This window comes from Roseateles sp. AC306 (assembly GCF_979253795.1).
In genome coordinates, this window is record NZ_CEEDEB010000001.1 from 146,110 (window position 1) to 171,400 (window position 25,291).

Sequence of the window (25,291 nt, forward strand, 5' to 3'; positions counted from 1 at the left end):
CCGGTGCGCTCTAGGCGGTCCCTAGCCAGCAGCCCCATTCTCAGACTTCTCACGACTCATGGTGGTAAAGCAAGTCAAGCACTGGCTGGTGACCCGCGCCAACGCGGCACGCTGGCGTCCGGTCCAGGATTGGGCCGAGGCGCGTGGCGCCAGCTTCGCGCAGAGCCGCGACGGCTCCGGCTTTCTCATCGAGCAGCCCAAGGCCATGCCGGGGCCGATGCGGGTGGAGTGGGGCGTCTCCCAGCGCAGCTATCTGCCTGGCACCGAACTGCGCATGCGCTGCGAGATGGGCCTGCACCCCGACCTGCAGACCATGGTGCTGTGCCGCGCGCTGATGGAAAACCTGGAGCGCGCCGTCTTCGAGGCCTACACCGACACGCTCAAGACCCGCGTCGACACCGACACGCCCGAGGAGATGCGCTGGCTCGTGATGTTCCCGAAGTTCAACAACGCCGCGTCGCAGATCGTGCGCCAGCGCTACGGTGTCGTCGGCGTGACCAAGGAGCTGACCGGCGCCTGGATCGACGGTGAGCTCAGCGAGGCCCTCGCCCAGGCCAGCCAGGACCTGCTGCCCGAAGGCCACCCCTTCGTGCTGATGTGCATGCGCGGCAACATCTACCTGCGCACCGAGATGGCCGAGCCCGACCTGGCCCGCGTGCAGGCGCTGGTGCGGTTGCTCGAATGCGCAGCGCGTGAGGCCTTGCGCGTGAATGCCCGCCTGGCCGATACCGGCGCCTGGCCCACGACGACGTCCATCGCCTGGACCCCGACCACGCGGCCGGGCAACGTCTAAGCCTTCTGCGCGAAGCTCCAGGCCAGCTCCGACAGCGGCCTGACGCCCTTGGCCGTCTCCCGAGCCTGCTCGCTGGACGCCGTGCCGTCCACCACGCGCTTGGCGATGCCCTGCACGATGGCCGCGATGCGGAACAGGTTGTAGGCCATGTAGAAGTTCCAGTCGGCCATGACCGCCTCGACGTCTGCACGGCCCGTGCGTTCGCAGTAGCGCTGTACATAGGCGCGCTCGCGCGGTATGCCCAAGGCCACCAGGTCCTTGCCGCCCAGGCCGCGGGCCGCGCCCGAGGTCTGGATGTGCCAGCTCATGCAGTGGTAGCTGAAGTCCGCGAGCGGGTGGCCCAGCGTCGACAGCTCCCAATCCAGCACGGCGATGACGCGCGGCTCGCTGGGGTGGAAGACGACGTTGTCCATGCGGTAGTCACCGTGGACGATGCCGACCTCGTTCTCGTCACGAGCCGACGCGGGGATGTGCGCCGGCAGCCAGGCCAGCAGCGCGTCCATTGCCGCGTTGGGCTCGGTGACCGAGGCCAGGTATTGCTTGCTCCAGCGGCCGATCTGCCGCTCGAAATAGTTGCCCGGCTTGCCGTAGCCGGTCAGGCCGCGCGCTTTGAAGTCGACCTGGTGCAGGGCCGCAATGACGCGGTTCATTTCGTCGTAATGGGCGGCGCGCTCGGCCTGGCTCATGCCGGGCAGGCTCTGGTCCCACAGCACGCGGCCGGGCATGAACTCCATGACATAGAAGGCGCGGCCGATGACGGACTCGTCCTCGCACAGGGCCAGCATTGCCGGCACAGGCACATCGGTGCCGGCCAGGGCGCCCATGACCTGGAACTCGCGCTCGATCGCGTGAGCCGAAGGCAGCAACTTGGCCACCGGCGCCGGCTTGCTGCGCATCACGTACTGCGCGCCAGGCGTCGTCAGCAGATAGGTCGGATTGGACTGCCCGCCCTTGAACTGTTCGATGGTCAGCGGCCCCGCGAAGCCGCCGACATGGGCGTCCAGCCAGGCCTGGAGCGCGGCGCTGTCCAGGGCCTGGGCGAGGGGGCGTGTGCCGGTGAATGCTTCCATGGAGGTCGTTCTGCGGGACGTGAACTTTCCATTCTGCGAGCAGGCCGCCGGCCCGCGTGTCTTCAGCGCGACGCCGCAGCCAGCAACTTGTCGCGGTTGAGCACGACCAGACGCGTGGGCTCCACGCGCACGGCACCCTCGCGCTCGAAGGCCTTGAGCTCCTGGTTGACGCGCTGGCGTGACGCGCCGAGCAGTTGCGCCAGGTCTTCCTGCGCGAGCTGCAGGCCGATGCGGATTTCTTCGCCCTCCTGCACGCCGTAGGAGCGCGCCAGCAGCAGCACCTGCTTGGCCAGGCGCGCGGCCAGCGGGCGGGTGTTGAGGTCTTCGATCATGTCGAACATCAGGCGCAGGCGCCGGCAGTTCAGGCGCAGCAGCGCGTCGTAGAGCTCGGAGTGGGTCTGCAACAGCGCGCGGAAGTCGGCCTTGCGCACGCACAACAAGGTCGTCTCGCCGTGGGCATAGGCATCGTGCGTGCGGGGCAGGCCGTCGAACAGGGCGATGTCGCCGAACCAGGTGCCGGGCTCGACATAGGTCAGCGAGATCTGCTTGCCGGCCAGCGATACCGAGCTGACGCGCACGGCCCCTTTGGCGACGGCTGACCATTCCTCGGCCGGTTCACCGCGGTGCGAAAGCATGGTCTCGTCGGGTAGGCGGCGCACGAAGGCGCGTTGCAGGATGTCGTTGCGCAAGGCCTCGGACAACCTTGAGAACCAGACGCCCTGGTCGATCTGCTGGCGTTCGGTGGGGGTGAGACTGAGTGCGTTCATGGCTGGCGACATTGTGGCCCCATGCTAGAGTGAACCGCGCTGTCTCCACACCCTCGTTCAACCGCTTGTAGCCGCCCGCAGTCAATGCCCATTCCGGCCGTGCGCCCGACGTTGCTGGGTGCCATCACCCCCGCCTTGGCACTGATGCTCGGCCCGTTGCTCGGACTGATGCCCCAGGGCGTCGAGGCCATGGGTCTGGGCCGGCCCCAAGTCCATTCCGCCCTTGGCAAGCCGCTGGATGCCAGCTTCCCGCTGAGCCTGGCCGACGGCGAGCAGCTGCCAGACAACTGCGTGCGTGCCGAGGTCTCGGCCGGCGATGCGCGTGTACCGGCCGGCCTGTTGCAGATGCGCGTCGAAGGAGAGCCTGGGCAACTGCGTATCCGCCTGCAGAGCCTGGTGCGCTTCGACGAGCCGGCCTTGCGCATCACGCTGGCGCTGGGTTGCCCACTGCGCCTGACGCGCGAGTTCAACGCGTTCATCGACCCGCCCGCGAGTGCGGCGGCCGTGCCTGCTCCGGCGCCTGCACCTGCACCTGCACCTGTTCCGGCAGCACCACCGGCTGCGGAACCGGCACCGCGCGTCGTCGCCGAGGCGACTGTCGCGCCTGCACCTGCGGCCCGATCACGCCCCCGGCCCAAACCCAAGGCAAGCGGCCCGCGGCTGGTGCTGGAGCGGCCCGAGGTCCTCGTCAGTCAGGCGCCGCAGCGCCCGGCCGCAAGGAACGCGCCCGAGGCGGACATGACGCCCGAGCTCGAAGCCCAGATCACCCAGCTTGAGCAGACCGTGGCCCAGTTGCGCGCCGAGTTGGAGTCCCGTTTGCAGGCCGAGGCCGCTGCGGCGTCGGCGGCTGCCTTGACCACCGCCTCGGCGGCCTCGGCACCGCCTCCCGAAGCATTTGCATCGGCGCCCATGCCCGCAGCTTTGCCAGCGACGCGGCCTTCACCCTATCGCGACCCCATGACCTGGGCGCTGACCTTGGGCCTGAGCCTGCTGGCCGGCGCGGCGGCTTTCTACTTCAGCCGCTGGCGCGACGAGCGTGCCCGCCGCGAGCTGGCCTACTGGCGCGCCATGCACGCCGCCGAGGGCGCTGCGGAGCCCATCCGCATGCCACCACCACCGCCGCCATCGCCAGGCATTGCCCCGGCCGTGTTTGGCAATGCCGCGCCGTTGCCGGACGAGGGTCAGCACCAGGCCACGCGGCCGCAGCCTCGGCCCATGCCCTGGCCACCCGCGCCCATCGCTCCTTTCGCGCCGGCTGCACCCGCCGCAGCCGCCGCGCTGCCGATGTCCATGCAGGCGACGCAGCCCATGCCCGTGCACGCCGCTGAGACAGCGCCGCCGGCCCCCAACGAACTGACCGTTGCCGACGAACTGCTGGACCTGCAGCAGCAGGTCGACTTCCTGCAGCTGCTGGGCCAGCACGAGGCTGCGGCCGACTTGCTCGCTGGTCGGCTGTCACGCGGCAACAGTGGCGCCATGGCCTATCTGCTGCTGATGGAGATCTGCCAGCATCGCAGCGAGCCCGAAGTGTTCGCGGAGCTGGTCAAGCAGTTCGAGCAGCGCTTTCGCGCGCAGGCGCCGCAGTGGTCGCAAAGCCTGTCGCGCGGCCGAAGCCTGGACGCCAGCCCGAGCGTCATCGCCCATCTGCAGGTGGTATGGGCCGACCCGGGCGCGGCGATGCAGATGCTGCAGGAACTGCTCTCGCGCGGCTCCGGTCCCGGCACGCCGCACTTCGAGCTGCCGGCGTACCGCGACCTGCTGATGCTCTACGGCGTGGCGCGAGATCTCTTCGAAGCCGGGCTGCGCAGCGACGACGTCGACCTGATGCTGCCGCTGGACTCCAAGTTCGACGGCCAGTAGCCCTTAGAGCTCGAAGTCGTCGGACTCGCCGGTCATGGCCCGCTCGATGAGCTTGCGGTTCAGTCGCTCGGACAGCAGTTCCGAAAAGCTGTACACGTAGTTGCGCAGGTAGGCGCCGCGCTTGAAGGCGATGCGCGTGACGTTGCTGCCCAGCAGCGCACCCAGGGGCCGCGCCACGAGATCGCTGTTCGCCGGCTCCTCGCGCATGGCCATTTCGGCCACGATGCCCACGCCCATGCCGAGGCGCACATAGGTCTTGATGACGTCGGAATCGATGGCTTCAAGCACAACATTGGGGGTCAGATGACGCGCGGCGAAGGCTTTGTCGACGCGGGTGCGGCCCGTGAAGCTGGGGTGGTAGGACACCAGCGGCTCCGCGGCCAGCTGATCGAGGCTGACGCGCTCGACCGTGGCTAGCGGGTGGTCGCGCGGCACCACCATCACATGCTGCCATTCGTAGCAGGGCAGGGTGACGAGCTCGGGGTACTGTGCCAGCGACTCAGTCGCCAGGCCGAGGTCGGCCGTCTCGTCGATGAGCATGCGGGCGACCTGATCGGGGCTGCCCTGGTGCAGGCTGATGCGCAGCTGCGGCAGGTTCTTGCGCAACTGGGCCACCGGCGCGGGCAGCACGTAACGGGCCTGGGTGTGGGTCGTGGCGATGGAGAAGGTGCCGCTGTCTTGGCGCGAATACTCTTCGCCGATGCGCTTCAGGTTGGCCACCTCGCGCATGATGATCTCGATGCACGCGAGCACCTGCTGACCCGGCTCGGTGATGCGGCGCAGCCGCTTGCCGTGGCGCGAGAAGATGTCGACGCCGAGCTCCTCTTCCAGCTCCAGGATGGCCTTGGACACGCCGGGCTGCGACGTGAACAGCGCCTTGGCGGTTTCGGTCAGGTTGAGGTTGCGGCGGGCGGCTTCCTGGACGAAGCGGAATTGGTGGAGATTCATTCGAGGACGCTTAGTCGAGGACGCTCAGGCAGGCCTGGCTGATGGCGTCGAGAACGGCCTCCTGCTCGCCGAGCGGCGCATGCAGCTGCCAATCGATGGCGTTGCCGTGTTGCTCGCGCAGGCGGTCCAGCAGCAGCGGCACATCGCGGCGCACATGGCCGCCGGTGCCCAGGAAAAGGGGCATCACATGCACGCGCGTACAGCCGGCGGCCGCGAGCTGTGCGGCGGCTTCGCCCATGTCGGGAGACATGAACTCGAGATACGCCATCGCGAGTGGCGCGCCGGGCCGCGCGGCGCGCAGCCTTTCCGTGACGATCTCAAAGGGCCGCGCCCAGGCGGGATCGCGGGCGCCATGAGCGAACAGCAGCAGACCTTCTTTCATCGATACCTCACCAGCCACGTGAACGCCGCCATCGACAGACCGAGATAGAACAGGCTCGGCGTGGCCGCAACCGCCCATGGCGTCCAGTTCTTCAACATGCCGAGGTGGCCCGCCACGTTGTTCAGGAGCACGAAGCTGATACCCAGCATGATGCCGCCGAAGACCTTGATGCTGATGCCACCCGAGCGGCCGTGCAGGTAGGCGAAGGGCAGGGCCAGCGCCACCATGACGAAGCAGGCGAAGGGATAGAAGGCCTTGCGCCAGAACTGGATGTTGTGGGCTTGTGCCGACTGCTCCTGCGCCGACAGATGGGCCGTGTAGCGGTAGAGCTCGAGCGTCGACATCGACATGGCCGGCAGCACCGCTGCGGCGATGACGCCGGCATGCAGCGAGCTTTGCCAATCGAGCTTGTCCAGCTGCTGTTCGCTGACGACCACCTCGCCGACAGAGCCGCTGGCGGTCGGCGCCCCCGGGTTCCAGATCGTGCGCTTGACGGCCTGCAGGTGCCAAAGTCCCTGGCCGTCTACGTCGGCCTTGCCGGCCTCGGTGCGCGACATCAGTCGGCCTTCATGGTCGAACTCGAAGATGCGCACTTCCTCCAATTCACCGCCGCCGGCTACCCGGCCGACCTGGACCGAGTAGCTGCGCTCCTGACCGTCGACGGTGCGATGGTCCTTCAGCCAGGCGCCGCGCTTGGGCGCCGTGGCACTGCGGTTGAAGCGGGCGCGCATCTCATCGCTCTGGCGCTCGACCTGCGGCGCCACGTAGTCGCCGACGACGAAGGTCAGGACCGCGAACACCGCCGCCAGGCCGGCCAGCAGGCTCAACGCCCGCGCAGGCCCCAGGCCACCGGTGCGCAGGATGGTGAATTCGCTGCTCTGCGCCATGCGGGCCAGCGCGACGATGGCGCCGATCAGCACGGCGATGGGAAACAGTTCGTAGAAATGCCCGGGCAGCTCCATCGCCGCCAGCAACGCCGCCTGCGCGCTGCCGGCGCCGATGCGGGACATGCGATCCACTTCGTCGACAAAGTCGATGAAGAAGAACAGCGACAAAAAGGCCAGCGCGACCATGACGACCGAACCGACGATGTCCTTGTAGAGCAGGCTGCGGACGGTCCTCATGTCGCAGCCTCCTTCGTGCGGCGACGCAGGCAGAAGCGGTTGCCGTTGTCCCGCACCCAGATGACGGCCAGCGCCAGGAAGAGCGCGCTGCCATGCACGCCGATCAGCGCCCGTGGCAGCGAAGTACGGCCGTTGCCGACCCAGGACTGCGACAGGTTGATGAGATTGAAGTAGACGACGAAAGCCAGCAGCGCGAACAGCAGGTTCCAGTTGCTGGCGCGGCGCGGGTTGGACGCCGACAGGCCGACGCCCAGCAGCGCCATGTTGATGCCGCCGAGGATCATGCCGAGCCGCCAGGCAAGTTCACCCTGGTTCTTGGGCGTCGGCAGGCGCAGCAGGTCCAGCGTCGCCATCGCCTTGGGTGGCAACTGGCTGGCGTTGGCCAGCACCTGCGTGTCGGTGAGCACCTTGTACTGCTCAAACCGGGCCAGGCTTTTCTCGCCTGTCTTGAGTTGGGTCTCGTTGCGCTGGCCATGGTCGAGCACCAGGAAGCGGTCGTCGCCCTCCATGTCGAGCCGGCCGCGCGATGCCGTGGTGACCGATTCGCGCTCATGCTGGTTGGCGAGGATGAAGACATTGCGCCCGGTCGCAGCGTCATCGCCGTCGCGCTCGATGAAGAAGACGCGGCTGCCGTCGCGTGAGCTCTGGAATTGCCCGGGCGCCACGCGCGACAGGTCGCTGCGCTTCTGGTAGCGGTCGCGCAGCTCGGCACTGTTCTGGTTGCCCCAGGGCCAGACAACCAGCTCCAGCACGATGACGGCCAGCAGGATCGGCCAGGCCATGCGCAGCACCGGCCGCACGAAGCGCGACAACGGGATGCCGCTGGCAAACCAGATCGTCATCTCCGACTCGCGATAGAGGCGCCCCAGCGTGATGACGACGGCGATGAACAGCGACAGGATGAGCATGGTCGCCAGGTGGCTGATGGTGGCGTAACCCATCAGCAGCACGACGTCTTGCGGCGCCACATTGCCGCCTGCAGCCTGGCCCAGCGTGCGGATCAGTGTGGATGTGAGCATGATCGTCAGGATGACCACCAGCGTGACCCCGAAGCTCTTCGCCAACTCTGACCGCGTGGATGAATCGAATAACATCAAACGCACTTCTTTCTACTTCTGGTCATTATGGACTTCAAGGTTCAAACCACTGAGCTGGATGCCCTCGCTACCGCGGGTGCTGACGCTCTCATCGTGGTGCTTGGCGGCGACTCGCTGCCTCAAGGTCTGGATGCTGCCGTCGCCAAACATGCGCAGGCTGCGATCAAGCTCGGTGACTTCGCGCTGAAAGGCGGCCAGGCGGTCACGCTGACGCATGCCGAGGGCATCAAGGCGCCCCGCCTCGTGCTCGCCGCCAGCGGCAAGACGACGCTGGCCGCCGCTCGGGCCGCGTTGGCGGCGGGCCTGGCCCAGATCAAGTCGCGCGGTGCGGCCAGTGCGGCTGTCGCGTTTGCCGGCTTCGACGCCGACCTTGCCGAGTCGCTGGCCGAGCAGGCCGCAATCGCCGGTACCGACGCCGTCTACGTCTACCGCCACACCAAGCCGAGCGCGGCCGCAGCGCCCAAGCTTGCCAAGCTGGTCCTGCTTGTCGGCAAGGCCGGGCAGAAAGCCACGAAGACGGGGCTGGTGCGCGGCGAGGCCATTGCCGCCGGCATCGAACTCGCGCGTGAGTGCGCCAACCGCCCGGCCAACTACGCGACGCCGACCTATCTTGGTGAAGTCGTGCAGGCCCTCGGCAAGACGCATGGTCTCAAGGTCGACGTGCTGGACCGAAAAGCTGTCGAGAAGCTCGGCATGGGCAGCTTCCTGTCCGTGGCCCAGGGCTCGGACGAGCCGCTGCGCTTCATCGTCGCCCGCTACGAAGGCGCGGCCAAGACGGTGGCGCCGGTCATGCTGGTCGGCAAAGGCATCACCTTCGACACCGGCGGTATCTCGCTGAAGCCCGGTGCCGAGATGGATGAAATGAAGTTCGACATGGGTGGCGCCGCCAGCGTCATCGGCACGCTGCGCGCGGTGGCCGAACTCAAGCCCAGACTCAATCTGGTCATGATCGTTGCGGCTTGCGAGAACATGCCCAGCGGCCGCGCGGTCAAGCCGGGGGACGTCGTCACGTCAATGTCCGGCCAGACCATCGAGATCCTCAACACCGACGCCGAAGGCCGCCTCATCCTGTGCGATGCGCTGACCTACGCCGAGCGCTTCAAACCCGCCGTCGTGGTCGACGTGGCCACGCTGACCGGCGCCTGCGTCATTGCGCTGGGGGATGTGCGCAGCGGCATGTACGCCAGTGACGACGCGCTCGCCGCTTCGCTGACCGCCGCCGGCGACGCAGCGCTCGACCCCTGCTGGCGCATGCCCCTGGACGATGACTACGCCGAAGGCCTGAAGAGCAACTTCGCCGACGTGGCCAATATCGCCGGCCGCGCGGGCGGTTCCATCACGGCGGCCAAGTTCTTGCAGCGCTTCGCCGGCAAATACCGCTGGGGCCACCTCGACATCGCCGGTACCGCCTGGAAGGGCGGCGCAGCCAAGGGTTCGACCGGCCGGCCCGTCGGCCTGCTGACCCATTTCGTGCTGAGCCAGGCCAAGTAGTGGCCGTGGCCCAGCAGGTCAGCTTCTACAGCAACGCGGCCGACCCGCTTCATTTCGCCTGTCGGCTGGTGCGCCGCGCCGTGACCTCTGGCAAGCCGGTGGGCGTGCGGGTGCCGCCGGCGCTCGCCCGGAGGTTGGACGAATTGCTGTGGAGCTTCGACGCAGCCGAGTTCATTCCACATCGGTGTTGGGACGGCGCGACACCCACGGCGCCCGGCGAGGTGCTTCTTGTCGACGACGCGGCGGCTTTGCCGCATCGTGGGCTGCTGCTGAACCTCGCCGAGGATTTGCCGAGCGATGCCTTTGCATTCGAGCGTGTGCTGGAGGTCATCGGCTGCGAGCCCTCGAGCGTTCAGTCAGGGCGGGTGCGTTACCGTGCCTATCAGCAGGCGGGCGCCGCGTTGGAACACTTTTCAGCGGCAGGCTGATTGCTGCGGGTAAACGCTTTCCCGAATGAGCACCGTTTGGATTTGGGATATGTTCATTTCGTTGAAAACTCAACAGTTGTTGCGAGTCTCTTTCTCTCTTTCTCTTCCAAACCGGAGTTGATCCATGCAAGTCAAAGTAAATGTGGTGGTGGGTGCCGTGGCTGCGCTGCTCAGCAGTGCTGCGATGTCCCAGGACCTGATCGTGAAGATCGGCCACGTGGGCCCGACCAGCGGCGCCATCGCCCACCTGGGCAAGGACAACGAACTGGGCGCGCGCCTGGCCATTGAGGAGCTAAACGCCAAGGGCGTCATGATCGGCGGCAAGAAGGCCAAGTTCGAGCTGCTGGCTGAAGACGATGCGGCCGACCCCAAGCAAGGCACGGCAGCGGCGTCCAAGCTGGTGGACTCCAAGGTCAACGGCGTGGTGGGTCACCTGAACTCTGGCACGTCCATTCCCGCGTCCAAGATCTACAGCGATGCCGGCATTCCGCAAATCAGCCCTTCCGCGACGGCGGTGGAATTCACCAGCCGTGGCCTGAAGACCACCTTCCGCGTGGTGGCCAATGACGGTCAGCTCGGCGGCACTCTGGGCCGTTATGCCGCCACCACTCTGAAGGCCAAGAAGGTCGCGGTGATCGACGACCGCACGGCCTACGGCCAGGGTGTGGCCAAGGAGTTCGAAAAGGGCGCCAAGAGCAAGGGCGCAACCGTCGTAGGCCACGAATTCACGACCGACAAGGCCGTCGACTTCACGACCATCCTGACCACCCTCAAGGCCAAGAAGCCGGACGTTGTGTTCTTCGGCGGCATGGACGCGGTGGCGGGCCCGATGCTGCGCCAGATGAAGCAGCTTGGCATCGAGGCCAAGTTCATGGGCGGTGACGGCATCTGCACCGGCGAGCTGCCCAAGCTGTCGGCCAGCACCATGGCCGACGGCCAGGTCGTCTGCGCCGAGGCTGGCGGTGTTGAAGGCGAAGCGAAGAAGTCGATGGACGACTTCCGCGCCAAGTTCAAGGCCAAGTACAACATTGACGTCCAGATCTACGCGCCTTACGTCTACGACGCGGTCAACGTGTTGGTCGACGCGATGGTGCGCGCCAAGTCCGCTGAACCGGCCAAGTACCTGCCCGAGCTGGCCAAGACGAGCGGCTACAAGGGTGTGACCGGCACGATCGCTTTTGATGCGAAGGGTGACATCAAGAACGGCTCCTTGACGCTGTACACCTACAAGGGCGGCAACCGCGAGCAGATCGCCGTGGTGCGCTGATCCTCCACACAGGCGCCCACCTTCGCCGGTGAGCGTTTCCTGATGAAGAACCCGCCTGTGGCGGGTTCTTTACCTTTATGGTGCCTGGTTTGAAACTCCGCCGAGAGCTTGACGGCTAATGAATGCGCCGGGCGACAGCTGAACGGATAGGTCGTGGCGGTCGGCGCCGGAATATTGCCGTGCGATATTCACGATAGTGGCTGACGACCGCATGCCGGCGGCATCGCACTTTGAAAAACCTGTTTTGTCGAATTTCAAATGTTCGCCTGTGCGTTTCGCACGCTTTGCCGGGCGTTGCTGGAGCGCTGTCATGGTGCTGTCGCCGGCATTCGGGTCTACTGCCGCCGACGTGAAAAAGACCTTTGCTGCGACTTGGCGTGCGGTTGCCTGACGAGACGGATTCAAGGGGCAAGTACCCTCCAAACGGGGGGCTTTCAAGCCCATGGGCCGGAGGCATGATGCCGGCGCGATCGAGGGTGGGTGGACTGTGCGCGTTGCGGCGTCAATCCCGGAACTTGCAGTGGTCGTCCAGCGGTCTCCGAGACGGCAGGCGAGCAACGTTCTGGCGGCCACCGCGCCGGGATGAATGAATATCGGATGTGAATTCTGAGTTTCGTTGATCAGATGGCAAATGCGGGAAGCGCCCAGCGGAAGTGATCGGGTACAAAAATGATTCGAATATTCAACCATTACCTGCATAAGCAGACCTTGCTCCAGGTCTTTTTCGATCTCGGGCTGATCGTTTTCGCCGTCATCGCAGTGGTGCTGAGCCAGGGTGAGGCAGCCCAGACCGTGCTGCCATTTGCGGCCTCCCATGGCCTGTCTCTGGCCGGCTGCATGTTCGTCATCAACTCGGCGACGGGCTTTTATCAGCACGTTCACAACCGCTCAGTGACCGAATCGTGCGCACGGGCGCTGTTCGGCCTGCTGTTCGGCCTGCCCTTGGCCTATGCCATCTTCAGCTTGGTGCCTTCCGACACAAGCCATCGTGACCTGTTGACCCTGGTGGCGATGGCGGCCGTCGCGGCCGTCATGGTGCACCGCGTCTATGCGGCCCATTCAGGCACACAGGCCCGTTTGCGCAGTCGCATCCTGATCTTTGGCACGGGCCCGGCCGCACGCACCGTCGGCAACACCTTGCGTGCCTCGGACCCGCATGCCCAGATCGTCGGCTATTACGCCGGGCCGAACGAAGAACAGCACGAGGTGCCCTCCGCCGAAATCGTCAACGACGGCGCCAACCTCACCGAGGCGGCGCTGCGGCACAACGTTGACGAGATCGTCGTGGCCTTGAGCGAGCGCCGCGGTGGCAGCATGCCACTTCGCCAGTTGCTGGACTGCAAATTGTCCGGCGTGCGTGTCGTCGATATCGCCACCCACTTCGAGAAGACGCTGGCCCAGATCAACATCAAGCATGTCAATGCCGGTTGGCTGGTGTTCGGTGATGGCTTCAGCCAGGGCATGTTGCGGGCCGGGATCAAGCGTGTCTGCGACGTGATCTTCGCCACTCTCATCCTGGCGGTCTCCTGGCCGCTGATGCTGGCCACGGCGCTTGCCATCCGCCTGGAATCGCGCGGCCCGGTGCTGTATCGCCAGGAGCGTGTCGGCCTGAACGGCGTGCCGGTCAAGGTCATCAAGTTCCGCAGCATGCGCACCGATGCCGAGAAGGATGGCAAGCCGCGCTGGGCGACCAAAAACGACGACCGCGTCACCCGGGTCGGCCGGTTCATCCGCAAGGTGCGCATCGATGAGTTGCCTCAGCTCTTCAACGTGCTCTGGGGCGAGATGAGCATGGTGGGGCCGCGCCCGGAGCGCCAGTTCTTCGTCGATGAACTGGTGAGCAAGATCCCTTACTACGCCGTGCGCCACAGCGTGAAGCCAGGCGTGACCGGCTGGGCTCAGGTGCGCTATGAATATGGCTCGACGATCGAAGACTCGGTCGAGAAGCTGCAGTACGACCTCTACTACGTCAAGAACCACTCGCTCTTCCTTGATCTGCTGATCATGCTCGAGACGGTGGCCGTCGTGCTGACCGGCAAGGGCGCTCGCTGAGCGCGCGCTGCCGGCCTCGGCGTAGGAGCCGACGCCGGCTGTCCGCAGCGCATGCTTGAATCCGCCATGCCCCGCGCCGAACTTGACTCCGCCTCAGGCTCCCTGTTTGAGGCACTCTTGCCTATCGCATCCCTTGGCAGTCTCGGAGACCTGATCTGCTGCACGGGCTATGGCCTGTTTGCGCTCTACTTCGCACACCGCCTGCTGCGCGGCAGCTTGCCTGTGACGGCCTTGGCGGTCGTGTTTCTTGCGGCTTTGGCGACGAGTTCTGCTTGGGCCGGTGTCGCATTGGCGAATGAGCTACGGCATTGGTCCGACCGCTTTCCCGCCTGGGTTGTGCCAGGTCTTGATCTCCTCCGTTTCGGCCTCTGGTTTGCCTTCCTGCTGATGCTGCTGCCGCCGGCGCGGCGCGGTGGCGGGCTGGCCTGGGTGCGACCGGTGGTCACGCTGGCGGTGCTGGCGCAGATGGCCTTGATCCTCGCTGCCGACCGACTGCCGGCCGAAGCCTTGGCGCGGCCCCAGGCCTTCGGGGCGCTGGGCATGGCGGTGCTGGGGTTGGTGCTTGTCGAGCAGATGCTGCGCAACGCAGCCGCAGACGCGCGCTGGAATGCCAAGCCCTTCTGTCTTGGCCTGGGCGGCATCTTCATCTTCGACCTCTTTATCGGTTCGCAGGCCGCGCTGTTCCAGCGCTTCGATGGCGATGCAGTCAGCGTGCGTTCCCTCGTGCATGCAGCCGCCGTGCCCTTGCTCTACGTGGCATCGCGCCGACAGGGTCGCTGGCTGGGCAAACTCCATGTGTCGCGTGCGGCGGTCTTCCATTCGGCGGCCCTGCTGCTCGTGGGCGCCTATCTTCTGATCGTTGCCGGCGTCGGTTATTACGTGCGCTACACCGGTGGGCAGTGGGGCAGGGCGCTATCGGTGGCGCTGGTTTTTGTGGCGCTGATCGCCCTGGCCCTGGTCGTTGCGTCGGGCTCGGTGAGGGCCCGGCTGCGCGTCTACATCAGCAAGAATTTCTTCAGCTACCGCTACGACTACCGCGAGGAATGGCTGCGCTTCACGCGGCTGCTGGCCAGCAGCGTCGAGCCAGAGCACACAGCAGAGACCGCAGTGCGTGCCCTTTGCAACCTGGTGGAAAGCCCCAGCGGCATGCTGTGGATGCAGCGATTGGCGGACGCCGAGTTCGTGCAGGCGGCCCGCTGGAACCTGCCCACCCAGCCGGGCAGCGAGGCGCGCGAGGCTTCGCTGGCGACGTTCTGGCAAGAGCGCGCGTGGATCATCGACGTGGATGAATGGCGCGCACGGCGCGATGCCTACCCGGGTCTGGAACTGCCCGCCTGGCTTGTGGACGAACCGCGCTGCTGGTTAGTTGTGCCGTTGCTCGTGCGCGAGGCCTTGATCGGGTTCGCGGTGCTCGGCAAACCGCGCGTCGTAGTGGAGTTGAACTGGGAGGTGCGTGACCTGCTGCGCACCGCCGCCAGCCAGGCATCCGGTTATCTGGCCCAGGCCCAGGCCACGGAGGCGCTGCTTGAGGCGCGCAAGTTCGACGCCTTCAACCGCATGTCGGCCTTTGTCGTGCACGACCTGAAGAACATCGTCACCCAGCTCTCGCTGATGATGAAAAACGCCAAGCGCCTGCGCGATAACCCCGAGTTCCAGCAGGACATGCTGGACACGGTCGAGAACTCACTTGAGAAGATGCGCCAGCTGATGCTGCAGCTGCGCCAGGGCGACAAGCCGCACGGCGTGACGAGCGGCGTCGACCTGGAGCAGATCGCCAGGCGCCTGGCAGCGGCGGCCGCGAGCAAGGGCAGAGCGCTCGAACTGGAGCTGCAGCCGGGTGTCAACACCCGTGGGCATGCCGAGCGCGTCGAGCGCGTGGTCGGCCACGTTGTGCAGAACGCTTTCGATGCGACCCCGCCGGGCGGCCGGGTTCGCTTGACGCTGGACGCCGAGGGCAGTCAGGCCCGGGTTCGTGTTACCGACACTGGTTGCGGCATGAGCGAGGATTTCATTCAGAATCGCCTTTTCAAGCCTTTCCAGACCACCAAAGCCAGCGGCATGGGCATCGGTGCTCACGAGAGCTATCAATACGTGCAGGAACTGGGAGGCAAGATCAGCGTGCAGAGTGAATTGAACCGTGGCACCACCGTGACGCTGCTGCTGCCCTTGTTTCACGCCCAGACCGACGCGCCGCTGACTGCCGTGGACGCGCGATGAACACGCCCCGCCATGCACCGCTGTTGATCGTCGAGGACGATCTGGCCCTGCAAAAGCAGCTCAAATGGTCGCTGGACCGCTTTGAGTCCGTCACCGCTGATGACGTCGCCAGTGCCGTGCTTCAGTTTCGCCGCCACAGCCCGGCTGTTGTGACCATGGATCTCGGCCTGCCGCCGGACCGCGACTCCGTCTCCGAGGGTTTCAAGTGCCTGGAGAAACTGCTGGAGCTTGACCCCGGCGTTAAGGTGATCGTGCTGACCGGCCAGAACGACCAGGGCAACGCGCTTCGCGCCATCCGCATGGGCGCCTATGACTTTCTGGCCAAGCCTGTCGACCCGGACGTGCTGAGTCTCACCGTCGAGCGTGCCTACCGTCTCTACGAACTGCAGCAGGAGAACCGCCGCCTGCAGACACAGCAGAGCAGCGATGTTTTTTCCGGTCTCATCACCCGCGACCCCGGCATGCAGCGCGTCTGCCGCATGATCGAGAAGGTGGCACCCAGCGACGCGACCGTGCTGCTGCTGGGCGAGAGTGGCACTGGCAAGGAAGTGCTGGCCCAGGGCCTGCACGATGCCTCCAAGCGCAAGGGTCGCTTCGTCGCCATCAACTGCGCGGCCATCCCCGAGACGCTGCTGGAGAGCGAGCTCTTCGGTTACGAGAAGGGCGCCTTCACCGGCGCCAACAAATCGACGCTCGGCAAGATCGAGACGGCCAACGGCGGCACGTTGATGCTCGACGAGATCGGGGATCTGCCGATGCCGCTGCAGGCCAAGCTGCTCCGCTTCTTGCAGGAGCGGGTCATCGAGCGCGTCGGCGGCCGCCAGGAGATTCCTATCGACGTGCGCGTCGTTGGCGCGACCCACCAGGATCTCAAGGCGCGCATCACCGACGGCCGGTTCCGTGAAGATCTCTACTACCGGCTCGCCGAGATCGTTGTGGAAATTCCGCCGCTGCGCGACCGTGTGGGCGACCCGGTGCTGCTGTCGCACGCCTTCGCGCGACGCTTTGCCACCGACATGCGGCGCCCCGTGCCGACGCTGTCCGACGATGCCGTACGCGCCCTCGAAACACATCGCTGGCCGGGCAATGTGCGCGAACTGCAGAACATACTGAAGCGCGCCGTCATCATGGCGGATGAAGATCGTATCGCTGCGGCTGACCTGGGCTTGCGCGCTGCGCCCTCGGCCGCCAGCGACGACAGCGATCTGGACCTGCGCGCCGTGCGCGAGAACGCGGAGCGTCAGGCCGTCATCACCGCACTCGCGCGCACCGATGGCAATATCGTCAAGGCGGCCGAACGGCTCGGCGTCAGCCGCCCGACGCTCTACGACCTGATGAACCGGTTGCAGATCAGGTGAAGACGATGAGGGCAAAGTGCTGGCGTGCACGGCAGGGTATGGCGTCAAACTGACGCCCATCAGCTCGATCATTCAATAGGCCGACGAGGAGCCCGCCATGAGCACGACTCGACGCTCTCCCGCAAAGCGATGGTTCCACCAGGTGATGCGGCATATGTTTGCCCGCCTGCCCGTGCGGGCCCGCTTTGCGATGCATCGGGCCTTGGTGGATTGCGACCCTGATCCCGACCCACGCCTCGAGCTCAAGGTGGCCGAAACCCAGCAGGAACTGGAGGATTGCTTCAGCCTCCTGCACGACGCCTATGTGGGCAGCGGCTTCATGAAGGCCGATCCGTCGGGCATGCGGGTCACGATCTATCACGCGCTGCCGACGACGACGACGCTCTGCGCCAAGTGGGAGGGCAGGGTTGTCGGGACCATTTCGATGATTCGCGAGGGCGTCTTCGGCTTCCCCTTGCAAAGCATCTTCGACCTGGAACAAGTCCGCAAGGCGGATGGCCAGATCGCCGAAATCTCGGGGCTGGCCGTGCACCCGGACTTCCGCAAGAGCGGCGGGACAATCCTGTTCCCGCTGATGAAGTTCATGCGGGAGTACTGCGTCGAGATGTTCGACGTCCGCCATCTGGTCATTGCCGTCCATCCGGACCAGCTCGACCTCTACGAGGCGCTGCTCTTTTTCGATCGCCTGCGCGAGGCGCCCGTGACCGAGTTTGACTTTGTGAATGGCGCTCCCGCCGTCGGCGCAGCGCTGGATCTGCAGGCTGCGCCCGCCATATTCAGGCGTGGCTATCGCGACCGGCCGCCGCGCAAGGATCTGTATCGCTATTTCTTCGAGCTCAAGCTGCCGCACATCAAAATGCCGCAGCGCCGGTATTTCACGACCAACGATCCGGTCATGACGCCCGATCTGCTCGACCATTTCTTCAATCGGCGCACTCAGGTTTTCCAAAACCTTGACAGCCGCCGCAAGGCACTGCTCGGGGCCATCTACAACACCCCGGAATATGCGCGCGTGCTGCCCATCGTCAGCGACGAGGTGTCTGTCGGGCATCCGCTGCGTCGCCACCAGCGCTATTCATTGCGTGCGCCGGCCGAGCTGAAGCTCGAGATCGACGGTGTCGAGCGCTTGTTCGTTTTCAACGTGGTCGAGGTCTCGCAGTCGGGCTTTCAGGCGGAGTCCAAGCTCGAACTGCCGCTCAATATGCGCGGTGTGGCCCGCGTCCAGCTTGGCCGTCAGGACTGGTCGCGCAGCGAGGTTTGCGTGGTGCGTTCCAAGCAGTCCGACGGGAGTCGCTTCTACGGCTTTCGAGTCAGCGAGCCGGACGACACCTGGCGCCGTTGTGTCCAGGCGCTTGAGGGCGGCTTCACGTCGCGCGACCTCCTGCAATGAGGCGCCGCAACCTGCTCTGCTGGCTCGGCCTCGTGCCGCTTTGGGCGCCCGCTGCGGACCTGCCGGCGTTGATCGAGCGGAGCAAGCCCTCCGTCGTGCTCGTCGGCACCTATTCGCCGACGGACAGCCCGCGCTTCGGCTTCCGTGGCACCGGCTTCGCCGCTGCGGACGGCAGCCTTGTCATCACCAACGCGCATGTGCTGCCGTCACCGGAGGTGACAGAGGCGGAGCGCCGCATCGCCATCCAGGTGCGTGCGCCCAACGGTGAATGGGAGCTGCGACTAGCCCGCATTTCGGCGCTTGATCGTGCCCACGACCTCGTGGCGTTGGGCTTTGAAGGCACCCCCATCCGGGCACTGCGCATCGCTGATCCGTCAATGACCCGCGAAGGAATGACCGTTCTGCTCATGGGCTTTCCCATCGGCGGCGCCCTCGGCTTCTCCACGGTCAGCCATCGCGGCATCATTTCGGCGATCACGCCAATCTCACTGCCCGCAGCCAACGCCCGCAGCCTGGACCCGCGTGCGCTGCGCCAGTTACGCGCTGGCAGTTTCGACATCCTTCAGCTTGACGCGACGGCTTATCCAGGCAACAGCGGGGGGCCGGTGCTGGACCAGGAAACGGGCGAGGTCGTCGGCGTCATCAACATGGTGCTGACCAAGGCGGGCAGGGAGTCCGCGCTGAGTCAGCCTTCCGGCATCAGCTATGCCATTCCAGCTTCGCTGCTGGGATCGCTGATTGAGTCCGCGAAGGCGGCGAATTGAGGCAAGCGGGCCACTCGACGGACCTCCGGACCGGTGTGTCGTGTGCGCTGGTGAGCATGTTTTCGTTGATACGATCAGCGCGCTCAGAGGTAATTGTGGCTGCATCGATCTTCAAGCAGCGGCGACAACGTTGGCAAGAGGTTCGAAGACCTGTCCAAGCCATCGTCGGCGGATTCTTAATTGAGATGGCGTCTTGAAGCCAGCACGATGTTCTTTTGGCGGCAAGCGCGGTTGACGCAGTTTGACGACAACCTATTTTCTCCGGCTGAAACCGTTGCGAGTTAGCCGCCGCTTCTTTTACGACATCATTAATCTGTTGCGGTTAATGAAACTGATGGATCGCTGTGGAGCACATGAAAGCTACTAAAAAGATCTTCGCTTCGAGTTTGATCGCATTGCTCGCTCTGGCCGGATGCTTCGGTCCCGACGCCGTCAAGCTGCTCGCGTCTGGCAAGGAACGGCTGTCCCGTGGAGATGGGCGGGGCGCCATGATCGAATTCAAGAACGCCCTGCAGCAGAACCCCAATCTGACCGAAGCGCGTTTCCTCCTCGGCAAGGCGCTGATGGCGGCCGGTGACTTCCGCGGTGCCGCCATCGAACTCGGAAAGGCTCGCGAGCTCGGTCACCCGGCAGACGAGGTGATGCCGCAGATGGCGGCGGCTCTGGTGGGGCAGGGCGCCTATGAAAAGGTCACCACCGAGTTTGCCGATGTGAAGCTGGGTCAGCCCGCTGCGCAGGCCCAGGTGCTAGCGGCGCTTGCCGAAGCGAATATTGGACTCGGCCGGCGCGACGCCGCGAGGACCTTCATCCAGCAGGCGCTGCTGGCCGATGCCAAGAATGAGCGCGCCCGCACATTGAAGATCGGCATGACCTCGGGCGACGGGGACCGCGCTGAAGCGTTGCGGCAGGTGGAGGCGCTGCTCGCCGACAATCCCGACAGTGCCAAGACCTGGGCCATCAAGGGTGACCTGCTGTTCTATGGCATGGACAACGCCAAGGCGGCGGAGGCGGCCTACGCAAAGGCGTTGGCGCTCGACGCAAAGTCGGTCGGCGCGCATTCAGGGCTGATCGCCATCCATCTGTCCGGCAAGCGGCTGGACGAGGCCGACAAGCAGTTCACCGCCATGCAGAAAGCGCTGCCCAACGTGGCGCAGACGCGATTCTGCGGTGGCCTGATCGCACTGGAGCGCGGTGACCTCAAGGCGGCCAACGAGCAGGTGCAGGCCATGCTGAAGCTGGCGCCTTACCACCCGGCCTACCTGCACTTGGCCGGCGCCGTCGCGCTGCGGTCCGGCGCGCTGCTGCAGGCGCAAAAGCACCTGGGCCAGTCGCTGGCGATGCTCAGCGACAACGGCGTGCGCCTGCTGCTGGCACAGGCCCACCTGCAGGCGGGCGACGCGCCGAAAGCCATCTCGACCTTGCAGCCGCTGACCCGGTCGGCCGACGCCGACAGCCGCGCCCTGATGCTGCTGGGCCAGGCCTACCTGGACCAGGGGGACATGAAGCGTGCCGAGGACGCGTTCAGCCGCGCGGCCAAGCTGGACCCGTCGGACATCAGGGCCCGCGCCGCCCTGGCGGTGAGTCAGGTCGAAGGCGGCATGATCGAGCGCGGCCTGGGCGAACTGCGCCGCATCTCGGAAGCCGATGCGGGCACCGTGGCCGACATGATCCTGATCACCGCGCAGATGCGCCGGCGCGAGTACGCACAGGCACTGCGCGCGCTCGACGCCCTGGAGAAGAAGACTCCGCCGACACTCAGCACCTACAGCCTGCGCGGCACCGCCGAGCTCGCGCGCGGCCAGCGTGAGGCGGCACGCCAGGCGTTCGAGGCGGCGCTGAAGCTCTCGCCGTCGTATTTCCCCGCCGCCGCCAGCTTGAGCGCGCTGGATGTCCAGGACAAGCAGGTGCCGCGCGCTATTGCGCGCATGGAGCGGCTGCAGCAGCTGGAGCCGGGCAATGTGCAGGTCGCGATGGCATTGATCGGGCTGCGCATCCAGGGCGGCGCCAAGCTGCCGGAGACCATTGCGTCGCTGCGTCAGGTCATCAAGACCGCGCCTGACGAAATAAATCCGCGCCTGGCGCTCGTGAACGCGCTGAACGAGAACAAGGACCCGGCCGGCGCGCTGGCCGCTGCCGCCGATGCGGCCCGTGCCATTCCGGAGAGCCCGGTGCTGCTGGAGCAGTGGGGCATGCTGCAGGCAAGCAACAAGGAGTTCAAGCAGGCGATCGCCACCTTTGGCAAGCTGGCTGCGTTGCAGCCGGAGTCGCCGCAGGCGCACTATCGACTCGGCGAGGTGTACCTCCGGCAGGGTCAGGCTGCTGAAGCTGTGGCCAGCTTGAAGCGGGCGCTCGACCTCCGTGCGGACTTTCTGCCTGCGCAGCTGACCCTGGGCAGGCTATACCTCGCCGAGAAAAACTTCCAGGACGCGAAGCAGTTGGCCCGCAGTATGCAGCGGCTGCGCCCGGCGAATGCGCTCGGCTATCTGCTCGAAGGGGACGCGGAAGCCGGCAGCCAGCGCATGGCAGAGGCGGCGCAGGCCTACCGTCTCGCGCTGGACCGCAAGTCCACCACGGAGCTGGCGGTGAAGCTGCGGCAGGCGCTGATTGCCAGCAAGCAGAACGCCGCGGCGGACGTTCTTACCGACCGCTGGATCAAGCAGCATGTCAACGACGCCGAGTTCATGAAGGCCGTGGCTGACGACGCGCTCGCCCGGGGCCGCCTCAACGAAGCGGTGCGGCGGTTCGAGCAGGTCAACGAGCTCAGGCCCGGCAATCCGGCCATCTTGAACAACCTGGCCTGGCTATCCATGAAGCTCGGCAAGCCCGGAGCGCGCGAACTGGCCGAGCGCGCGCTCGCAATGGATCCGAAGCAGTCCGCCTTCATGGACACGCTGGCGGAAATCCACGCCGGCGCCGGTCAGCTGGACAAGGCTGTCGAGCTGCAGCGGCGCGCGACGGACAACGCGACGGACATGCCCATCTACAGGTTCCGGCTGGCCCAGTACCTGATCAAGACTGGCAACAAGCCGGCGGCCCGCAAGGAACTCCAGGCGCTAGCGGCGCTCGGAGACAAGTACCCCGCGCAAGATCAGGTGCAGCTGGCCTTGAGACAAGTCGAGTGACGGGGTCCCACGGCTGAGGAATGCGCATGTCTTTCGATCGAACCATCATCGAATCCATCCTGTCCGCCGGACTCGTGGCGCCTTCCGCAGACAACCAGCACCGCTTCCGCTTCCGGCGTTTCGACGGTGGTGTGGATCTGGTCAGCGTCGACGGCTTCTTCGACCAGCGCGCCCCCCATCGCCGCTTCCTCTCATTGATGGGCCTCGCGGCCGTTGTCGAGAACATGCGGCTCCGGGCCGGCGAGGCTGGCCTTGGTCTAGCGCCACAGTGGTTTCCAGAAGGCGGCGACGCCACCACCTTGGCGCGCGTCATCTGGCAGCCTCATGTTGGCGCACCGGACGATCTGGCCGGACAGCTGGGCCGCCGCCATACAAACCGGCGCATGTACAAAGGGCCGGCCCTGACCGTCGCCGAGCAGTCGGCCATGAGCGAAGCCGCGGAGGTGCAAGGTCGCTGCCGCGTCGTGTGGCTGCAGGGCGCCGCCCGCCGGTCCGCATTGGCCCTGATCCGGCGCGCCGAGGTGCAACGGTTCGCGCAGGAGTACCTACACGCCGAATTGTTCGACGCGGTCGCCTTCGAGGCGGGATGGCGTGACACCACCCAGGAGCGCCTGCCGCCTGCGACGCTGGAAGTCGAGCTCCCCGCGCGCCCGATGTTTCAGGCCTTGCGCCGCTGGCCGCTGATGCGTGCTCTGAAGTTGATCGGCGCCCACCAGATGCTCGGCATCCGCGCAGGTTGGTTGCCTGCCTGGCAAGCCCCGGCGCTGGGGCTGATCACGGCTGAGGCCACGGACGATGACACCGCTGCGTTGGAGGGCGGCCGTGCATTTCAGCGGCTGTGGCTTCGCGCATCAGCCTTGGGGCTGAGCCTCCAGCCACTGGCTGCGTCCGCCGTGCTTTCCCGCCTCGCCGCCTATGGCGGGCATGGCGCCGAGGCGCTCGGGCGGGACCTCCGGCAGGGTTGGCAGAAGCTGCTTCCGACCTCCCGCCCCGTCATCGTTTTCCGCCTGGGCCGCGCTGCGCTGCCCTCCGCGCGCACGAGCCGCCCCGAACTGGCGCATTTCATCGAGCGTTGAGGGGTGTCGACGTTCTTTACAGTGTGGTCGGCGGCTGAGCGATAGATGTACGTAAGTGGTTGATTTAAATGGAAATTGACTGCCTGGCACGGAGCCTGCTAATAAGAAGCGTCGCTGGATGGCGGGCCCTGGCAAAAGCAAGGAACTCGATCCCAAGAGCGGTTTCAATATTGACCCTAAGGAGAATCGGCATGACTTTCAATATCAAGCGCATCGCTTCCGCCGCCGCGCTCGCTTTCGGCCTGGTGGGCAGCGCATCCGCACTGCCTTCAGTGACCAACGCCTTCGTGCTTGGCGCTAACCAGTTCTCGGACGATTTCATCGAGTTCCTGGCAGACAAGGATGGCAGCGGCTCGCTTACAGTCGGCGATGTGCTGCTGACCAGCGTGAAGATCACCTCTTACCCGACCAGCAACACACCGGTGAATTCGGTCAACGAGTTGACTGTGTTCTCCGCGATCAAGATCACTTCTGTTGTGGATCGTGATGTCGAAGATTGCGGCCTGGGTGCCACTCTGCCGGGCGGTTGCGCGCGTTACAAGTTTGGCGCAACCGATGAAGGCCTGGGTGCCTGGCTCGCCGTTCGCGGTTTTGCGTCTTCTCTGGCGTTGACCGCCAATTCCGTTGCGGTCTTCTTCGAAGATACGACGCCTGACTTCACGCTGGCGAACTTCAACACCGGCTTGGACGGCGATGCTCGCCTCGTTCTCGACTTGGTTGCTGCGAACGGTGATAGCTGGGGCGCCACTGGTCCTAAGGTGCTCAGCGACTTCACGCTGAACCCGTCTTCGCTGGGGTTGGGTGCTTTTAGCGCCAAGGCCACGATCACTGCTCAAGGTTTTGCTGGTTGGAACCTGGGCCCGTCGATGACTGTTCGCGGCAACCTGTCGTCGCAAAGCAATGCTGAAAGCCCGGTCGGTGGCGATGCTACCTTCGAGACGACGGCCAGCCGTTTGCCTGAGCCGGCCAGCCTGGCCCTGGTCGGTGTTGCACTGCTCGGCGTTGGCGCTTCGCTGCGTCGCCGCAAGAACTGATACCGCCCAGCGGTTCAGCGCTTCAAGAAAGGCCCCGGTTTCGGGGCCTTTTTTCATTGGCGAAGGCAAAGGCTCCCGGGTGGGACGTTGGCCGCCGGGGCTAAACTTTCTGCCCTTTCTATGAGCGCTTCACCCAAGGTGTCATTCATGGCCAACCACAACTCCTTTGACTATGGCCGCGCGTTCTCCCGGAACATCGGCTGGGTCACCGACGCCGAGCAGGAGCGGCTGCGGCAGTCACGGGTGGCCATCGCAGGCCTGGGGGGGGTGGGTGGTGCGCACCTGCTGACACTCACCCGGTTGGGTATCGCTAACTTCAACATCGCCGATTTTGACGACTTCGAGGTTCACAACTTCAACCGGCAGGTCGGCGCGTTCATGTCGACACTTGGGCGCCCCAAAGCAGACGTTCTGTCGGACATGGCCAGGGACATCAACCCCGAGGCGCAGGTTCACAGTTTTGGCCAGGGCGTCACCGCCGACAACCTAGATGCCTTCCTTGAAGGGGTTGACCTCTATGTCGACGGCATCGACTTCTTCGCCATCGAAGCTCGGCGGATGCTGTTCAAGGCTTGTCATGAGCGGGGAATTCCGGCACTGACTGCTGCGCCCCTGGGCATGGGTGTTTCTTTGCTCTATTTCCGGCCTGGCGGAATGAGCTTTGAAGACTATTTTCGTATCGAAGGTCGCAGCGAGCAGGAGCAGTATGCGAGGTTCATTGCCGGCTTGTCGCCTGCCATGCTGCAGACGGGCTATCTAGCAGAGCCCGCTGCGGTTAACTTTGCTGAACGCCGTGGGCCCTCGACGATGATGTCGTGCGACCTGTGTGCTGGCGTCATGGGCACCTCGGTCTTGAAGGTTTTGCTCCAGCGCGGGCAGATCCGGGCGGCCCCTTGGGCTATGCAATTCGATGGCTATCGCCAAAAGTTGCGCTTTACTTGGCGGCCCTTTGGCAACGCCAACCCGCTTCAGCAACTTCTGCTTCTGCTGATCCGGCCGGTGCTCAAGGGCCACGGTGCCCGCCGCTGACCGTTCTGGCGCAATGCTGCGG

At 65.5% G+C, this 25,291-nt stretch carries 21 protein-coding genes; 14 read left to right on the plus strand and 7 right to left on the minus strand.

The annotated features are described in order from the left end of the window. Window positions 1-58: 58 nt before the first annotated feature. The gene (locus AC0IZJ_RS00625) at window positions 59-793 is read left to right on the plus strand and encodes a hypothetical protein (RefSeq protein WP_471845583.1); all 735 of its coding nucleotides are present in this window, start codon (window positions 59-61) and stop codon (window positions 791-793) included. Here AC0IZJ_RS00625 and AC0IZJ_RS00630 read toward each other — a convergent pair. Continuing rightward, window positions 790-1,863 carry a phosphotransferase gene (locus AC0IZJ_RS00630; protein ID WP_471845585.1) on the minus strand — a complete coding sequence of 358 codons (1,074 nt, stop codon included), beginning with the start codon at window positions 1,861-1,863 and terminating at the stop codon, window positions 790-792. The two genes, AC0IZJ_RS00625 and AC0IZJ_RS00630, sit on opposite strands and share 4 nt — an antisense overlap. Before the next feature lie 62 nt (window positions 1,864-1,925). Continuing rightward, on the minus strand, window positions 1,926-2,630 hold the full coding sequence (locus AC0IZJ_RS00635; protein WP_471845587.1) for a Crp/Fnr family transcriptional regulator: 705 nt from the start codon (window positions 2,628-2,630) through the stop codon (window positions 1,926-1,928). A gap of 99 nt (window positions 2,631-2,729) precedes the next feature. Here AC0IZJ_RS00635 and AC0IZJ_RS00640 point away from each other — a divergent pair, with 99 nt between their 5' ends. After that, a complete protein-coding gene (locus AC0IZJ_RS00640; protein WP_471845589.1) occupies window positions 2,730-4,490 on the plus strand; it encodes a type IV pilus assembly protein FimV in 1,761 nt (586 codons plus the stop codon). Between the two features lie 3 nt (window positions 4,491-4,493). Here the strand turns inward: AC0IZJ_RS00640 and AC0IZJ_RS00645 are convergent, their stop codons facing one another. The 4 genes from AC0IZJ_RS00645 to lptF are packed head-to-tail and all read right to left on the minus strand — an operon-like array spanning window position 4,494 to window position 8,038. Further along, window positions 4,494-5,438, minus strand: a complete 945-nt coding sequence (locus AC0IZJ_RS00645) for a CysB family HTH-type transcriptional regulator (protein ID WP_471845591.1) — start codon at window positions 5,436-5,438, stop codon at window positions 4,494-4,496. Between the two features lie 10 nt (window positions 5,439-5,448). Beyond that, window positions 5,449-5,820, minus strand: coding sequence for a sirohydrochlorin chelatase (locus AC0IZJ_RS00650; protein ID WP_471845593.1), 372 nt, complete (start codon window positions 5,818-5,820; stop codon window positions 5,449-5,451). Further along, a complete protein-coding gene (gene lptG, locus AC0IZJ_RS00655; RefSeq protein ID WP_471845595.1) occupies window positions 5,817-6,944 on the minus strand; it encodes an LPS export ABC transporter permease LptG in 1,128 nt (375 codons plus the stop codon). Before lptG ends, AC0IZJ_RS00650 begins: the two co-directional genes overlap by 4 nt. Beyond that, window positions 6,941-8,038: an LPS export ABC transporter permease LptF gene (lptF, locus tag AC0IZJ_RS00660; protein ID WP_471845597.1), complete on the minus strand. Its 1,098-nt coding sequence runs from the start codon at window positions 8,036-8,038 to the stop codon at window positions 6,941-6,943. The genes lptG and lptF overlap by 4 nt, the downstream gene beginning before the upstream one ends. Before the next feature lie 30 nt (window positions 8,039-8,068). Between lptF and AC0IZJ_RS00665 the strand changes: the two genes are divergently transcribed. The 3 genes from AC0IZJ_RS00665 (at window position 8,069) to AC0IZJ_RS00675 (ending at window position 11,227) form a co-directional block, all read left to right on the plus strand. Then, window positions 8,069-9,532 (plus strand): leucyl aminopeptidase, encoded by a 1,464-nt coding sequence (locus AC0IZJ_RS00665; RefSeq protein ID WP_471845599.1) that lies wholly within the window; start codon window positions 8,069-8,071, stop codon window positions 9,530-9,532. 5 nt (window positions 9,533-9,537) lie between these two features. Then, window positions 9,538-9,960: a DNA polymerase III subunit chi gene (locus AC0IZJ_RS00670; protein ID WP_471845601.1), complete on the plus strand. Its 423-nt coding sequence runs from the start codon at window positions 9,538-9,540 to the stop codon at window positions 9,958-9,960. A gap of 124 nt (window positions 9,961-10,084) precedes the next feature. Next, window positions 10,085-11,227, plus strand: a complete 1,143-nt coding sequence (locus AC0IZJ_RS00675; RefSeq protein WP_471845603.1) for a branched-chain amino acid ABC transporter substrate-binding protein — start codon at window positions 10,085-10,087, stop codon at window positions 11,225-11,227. Window positions 11,228-11,302: 75 nt separating this feature from the next. Here AC0IZJ_RS00675 and AC0IZJ_RS00680 read toward each other — a convergent pair whose 3' ends face one another. After that, on the minus strand, window positions 11,303-11,632 hold the full coding sequence (locus AC0IZJ_RS00680; protein WP_471845605.1) for a hypothetical protein: 330 nt from the start codon (window positions 11,630-11,632) through the stop codon (window positions 11,303-11,305). A gap of 264 nt (window positions 11,633-11,896) precedes the next feature. Here AC0IZJ_RS00680 and AC0IZJ_RS00685 point away from each other — a divergent pair, with 264 nt between their 5' ends. The 9 genes from AC0IZJ_RS00685 to AC0IZJ_RS00725 all read left to right on the plus strand — a co-directional run bounded on the left by AC0IZJ_RS00685 (window position 11,897) and on the right by AC0IZJ_RS00725 (window position 25,269). Continuing rightward, window positions 11,897-13,279: a TIGR03013 family XrtA/PEP-CTERM system glycosyltransferase gene (locus AC0IZJ_RS00685; RefSeq protein WP_471845607.1), complete on the plus strand. Its 1,383-nt coding sequence runs from the start codon at window positions 11,897-11,899 to the stop codon at window positions 13,277-13,279. Between the two features lie 117 nt (window positions 13,280-13,396). Then, window positions 13,397-15,496 carry an XrtA/PEP-CTERM system histidine kinase PrsK gene (prsK, locus tag AC0IZJ_RS00690; RefSeq protein WP_471845609.1) on the plus strand — a complete coding sequence of 700 codons (2,100 nt, stop codon included), beginning with the start codon at window positions 13,397-13,399 and terminating at the stop codon, window positions 15,494-15,496. Next, a complete protein-coding gene (gene prsR, locus AC0IZJ_RS00695; RefSeq protein WP_471845611.1) occupies window positions 15,493-16,854 on the plus strand; it encodes a PEP-CTERM-box response regulator transcription factor in 1,362 nt (453 codons plus the stop codon). Before prsK ends, prsR begins: the two co-directional genes overlap by 4 nt. A 97-nt stretch (window positions 16,855-16,951) precedes the next feature. Further along, on the plus strand, window positions 16,952-18,244 hold the full coding sequence (locus tag AC0IZJ_RS00700; protein WP_471845613.1) for a GNAT family N-acetyltransferase: 1,293 nt from the start codon (window positions 16,952-16,954) through the stop codon (window positions 18,242-18,244). After that, on the plus strand, window positions 18,241-19,008 hold the full coding sequence (locus AC0IZJ_RS00705; protein WP_471845615.1) for a S1C family serine protease: 768 nt from the start codon (window positions 18,241-18,243) through the stop codon (window positions 19,006-19,008). The genes AC0IZJ_RS00700 and AC0IZJ_RS00705 overlap by 4 nt, the downstream gene beginning before the upstream one ends. A 353-nt stretch (window positions 19,009-19,361) precedes the next feature. Beyond that, window positions 19,362-22,130 (plus strand): XrtA/PEP-CTERM system TPR-repeat protein PrsT, encoded by a 2,769-nt coding sequence (gene prsT / locus AC0IZJ_RS00710; protein ID WP_471845617.1) that lies wholly within the window; start codon window positions 19,362-19,364, stop codon window positions 22,128-22,130. 26 nt (window positions 22,131-22,156) lie between these two features. Beyond that, window positions 22,157-23,206: a hypothetical protein gene (locus AC0IZJ_RS00715; protein ID WP_471845619.1), complete on the plus strand. Its 1,050-nt coding sequence runs from the start codon at window positions 22,157-22,159 to the stop codon at window positions 23,204-23,206. Window positions 23,207-23,397: 191 nt separating this feature from the next. Next, complete coding sequence (locus AC0IZJ_RS00720) at window positions 23,398-24,240, plus strand: PEP-CTERM sorting domain-containing protein (protein ID WP_471845621.1); 843 nt, start codon at window positions 23,398-23,400, stop codon at window positions 24,238-24,240. Window positions 24,241-24,360: 120 nt separating this feature from the next. Next, window positions 24,361-25,269, plus strand: coding sequence for a ThiF family adenylyltransferase (locus tag AC0IZJ_RS00725; protein ID WP_471845623.1), 909 nt, complete (start codon window positions 24,361-24,363; stop codon window positions 25,267-25,269). The last annotated feature ends 22 nt before the right edge of the window (window positions 25,270-25,291 follow it).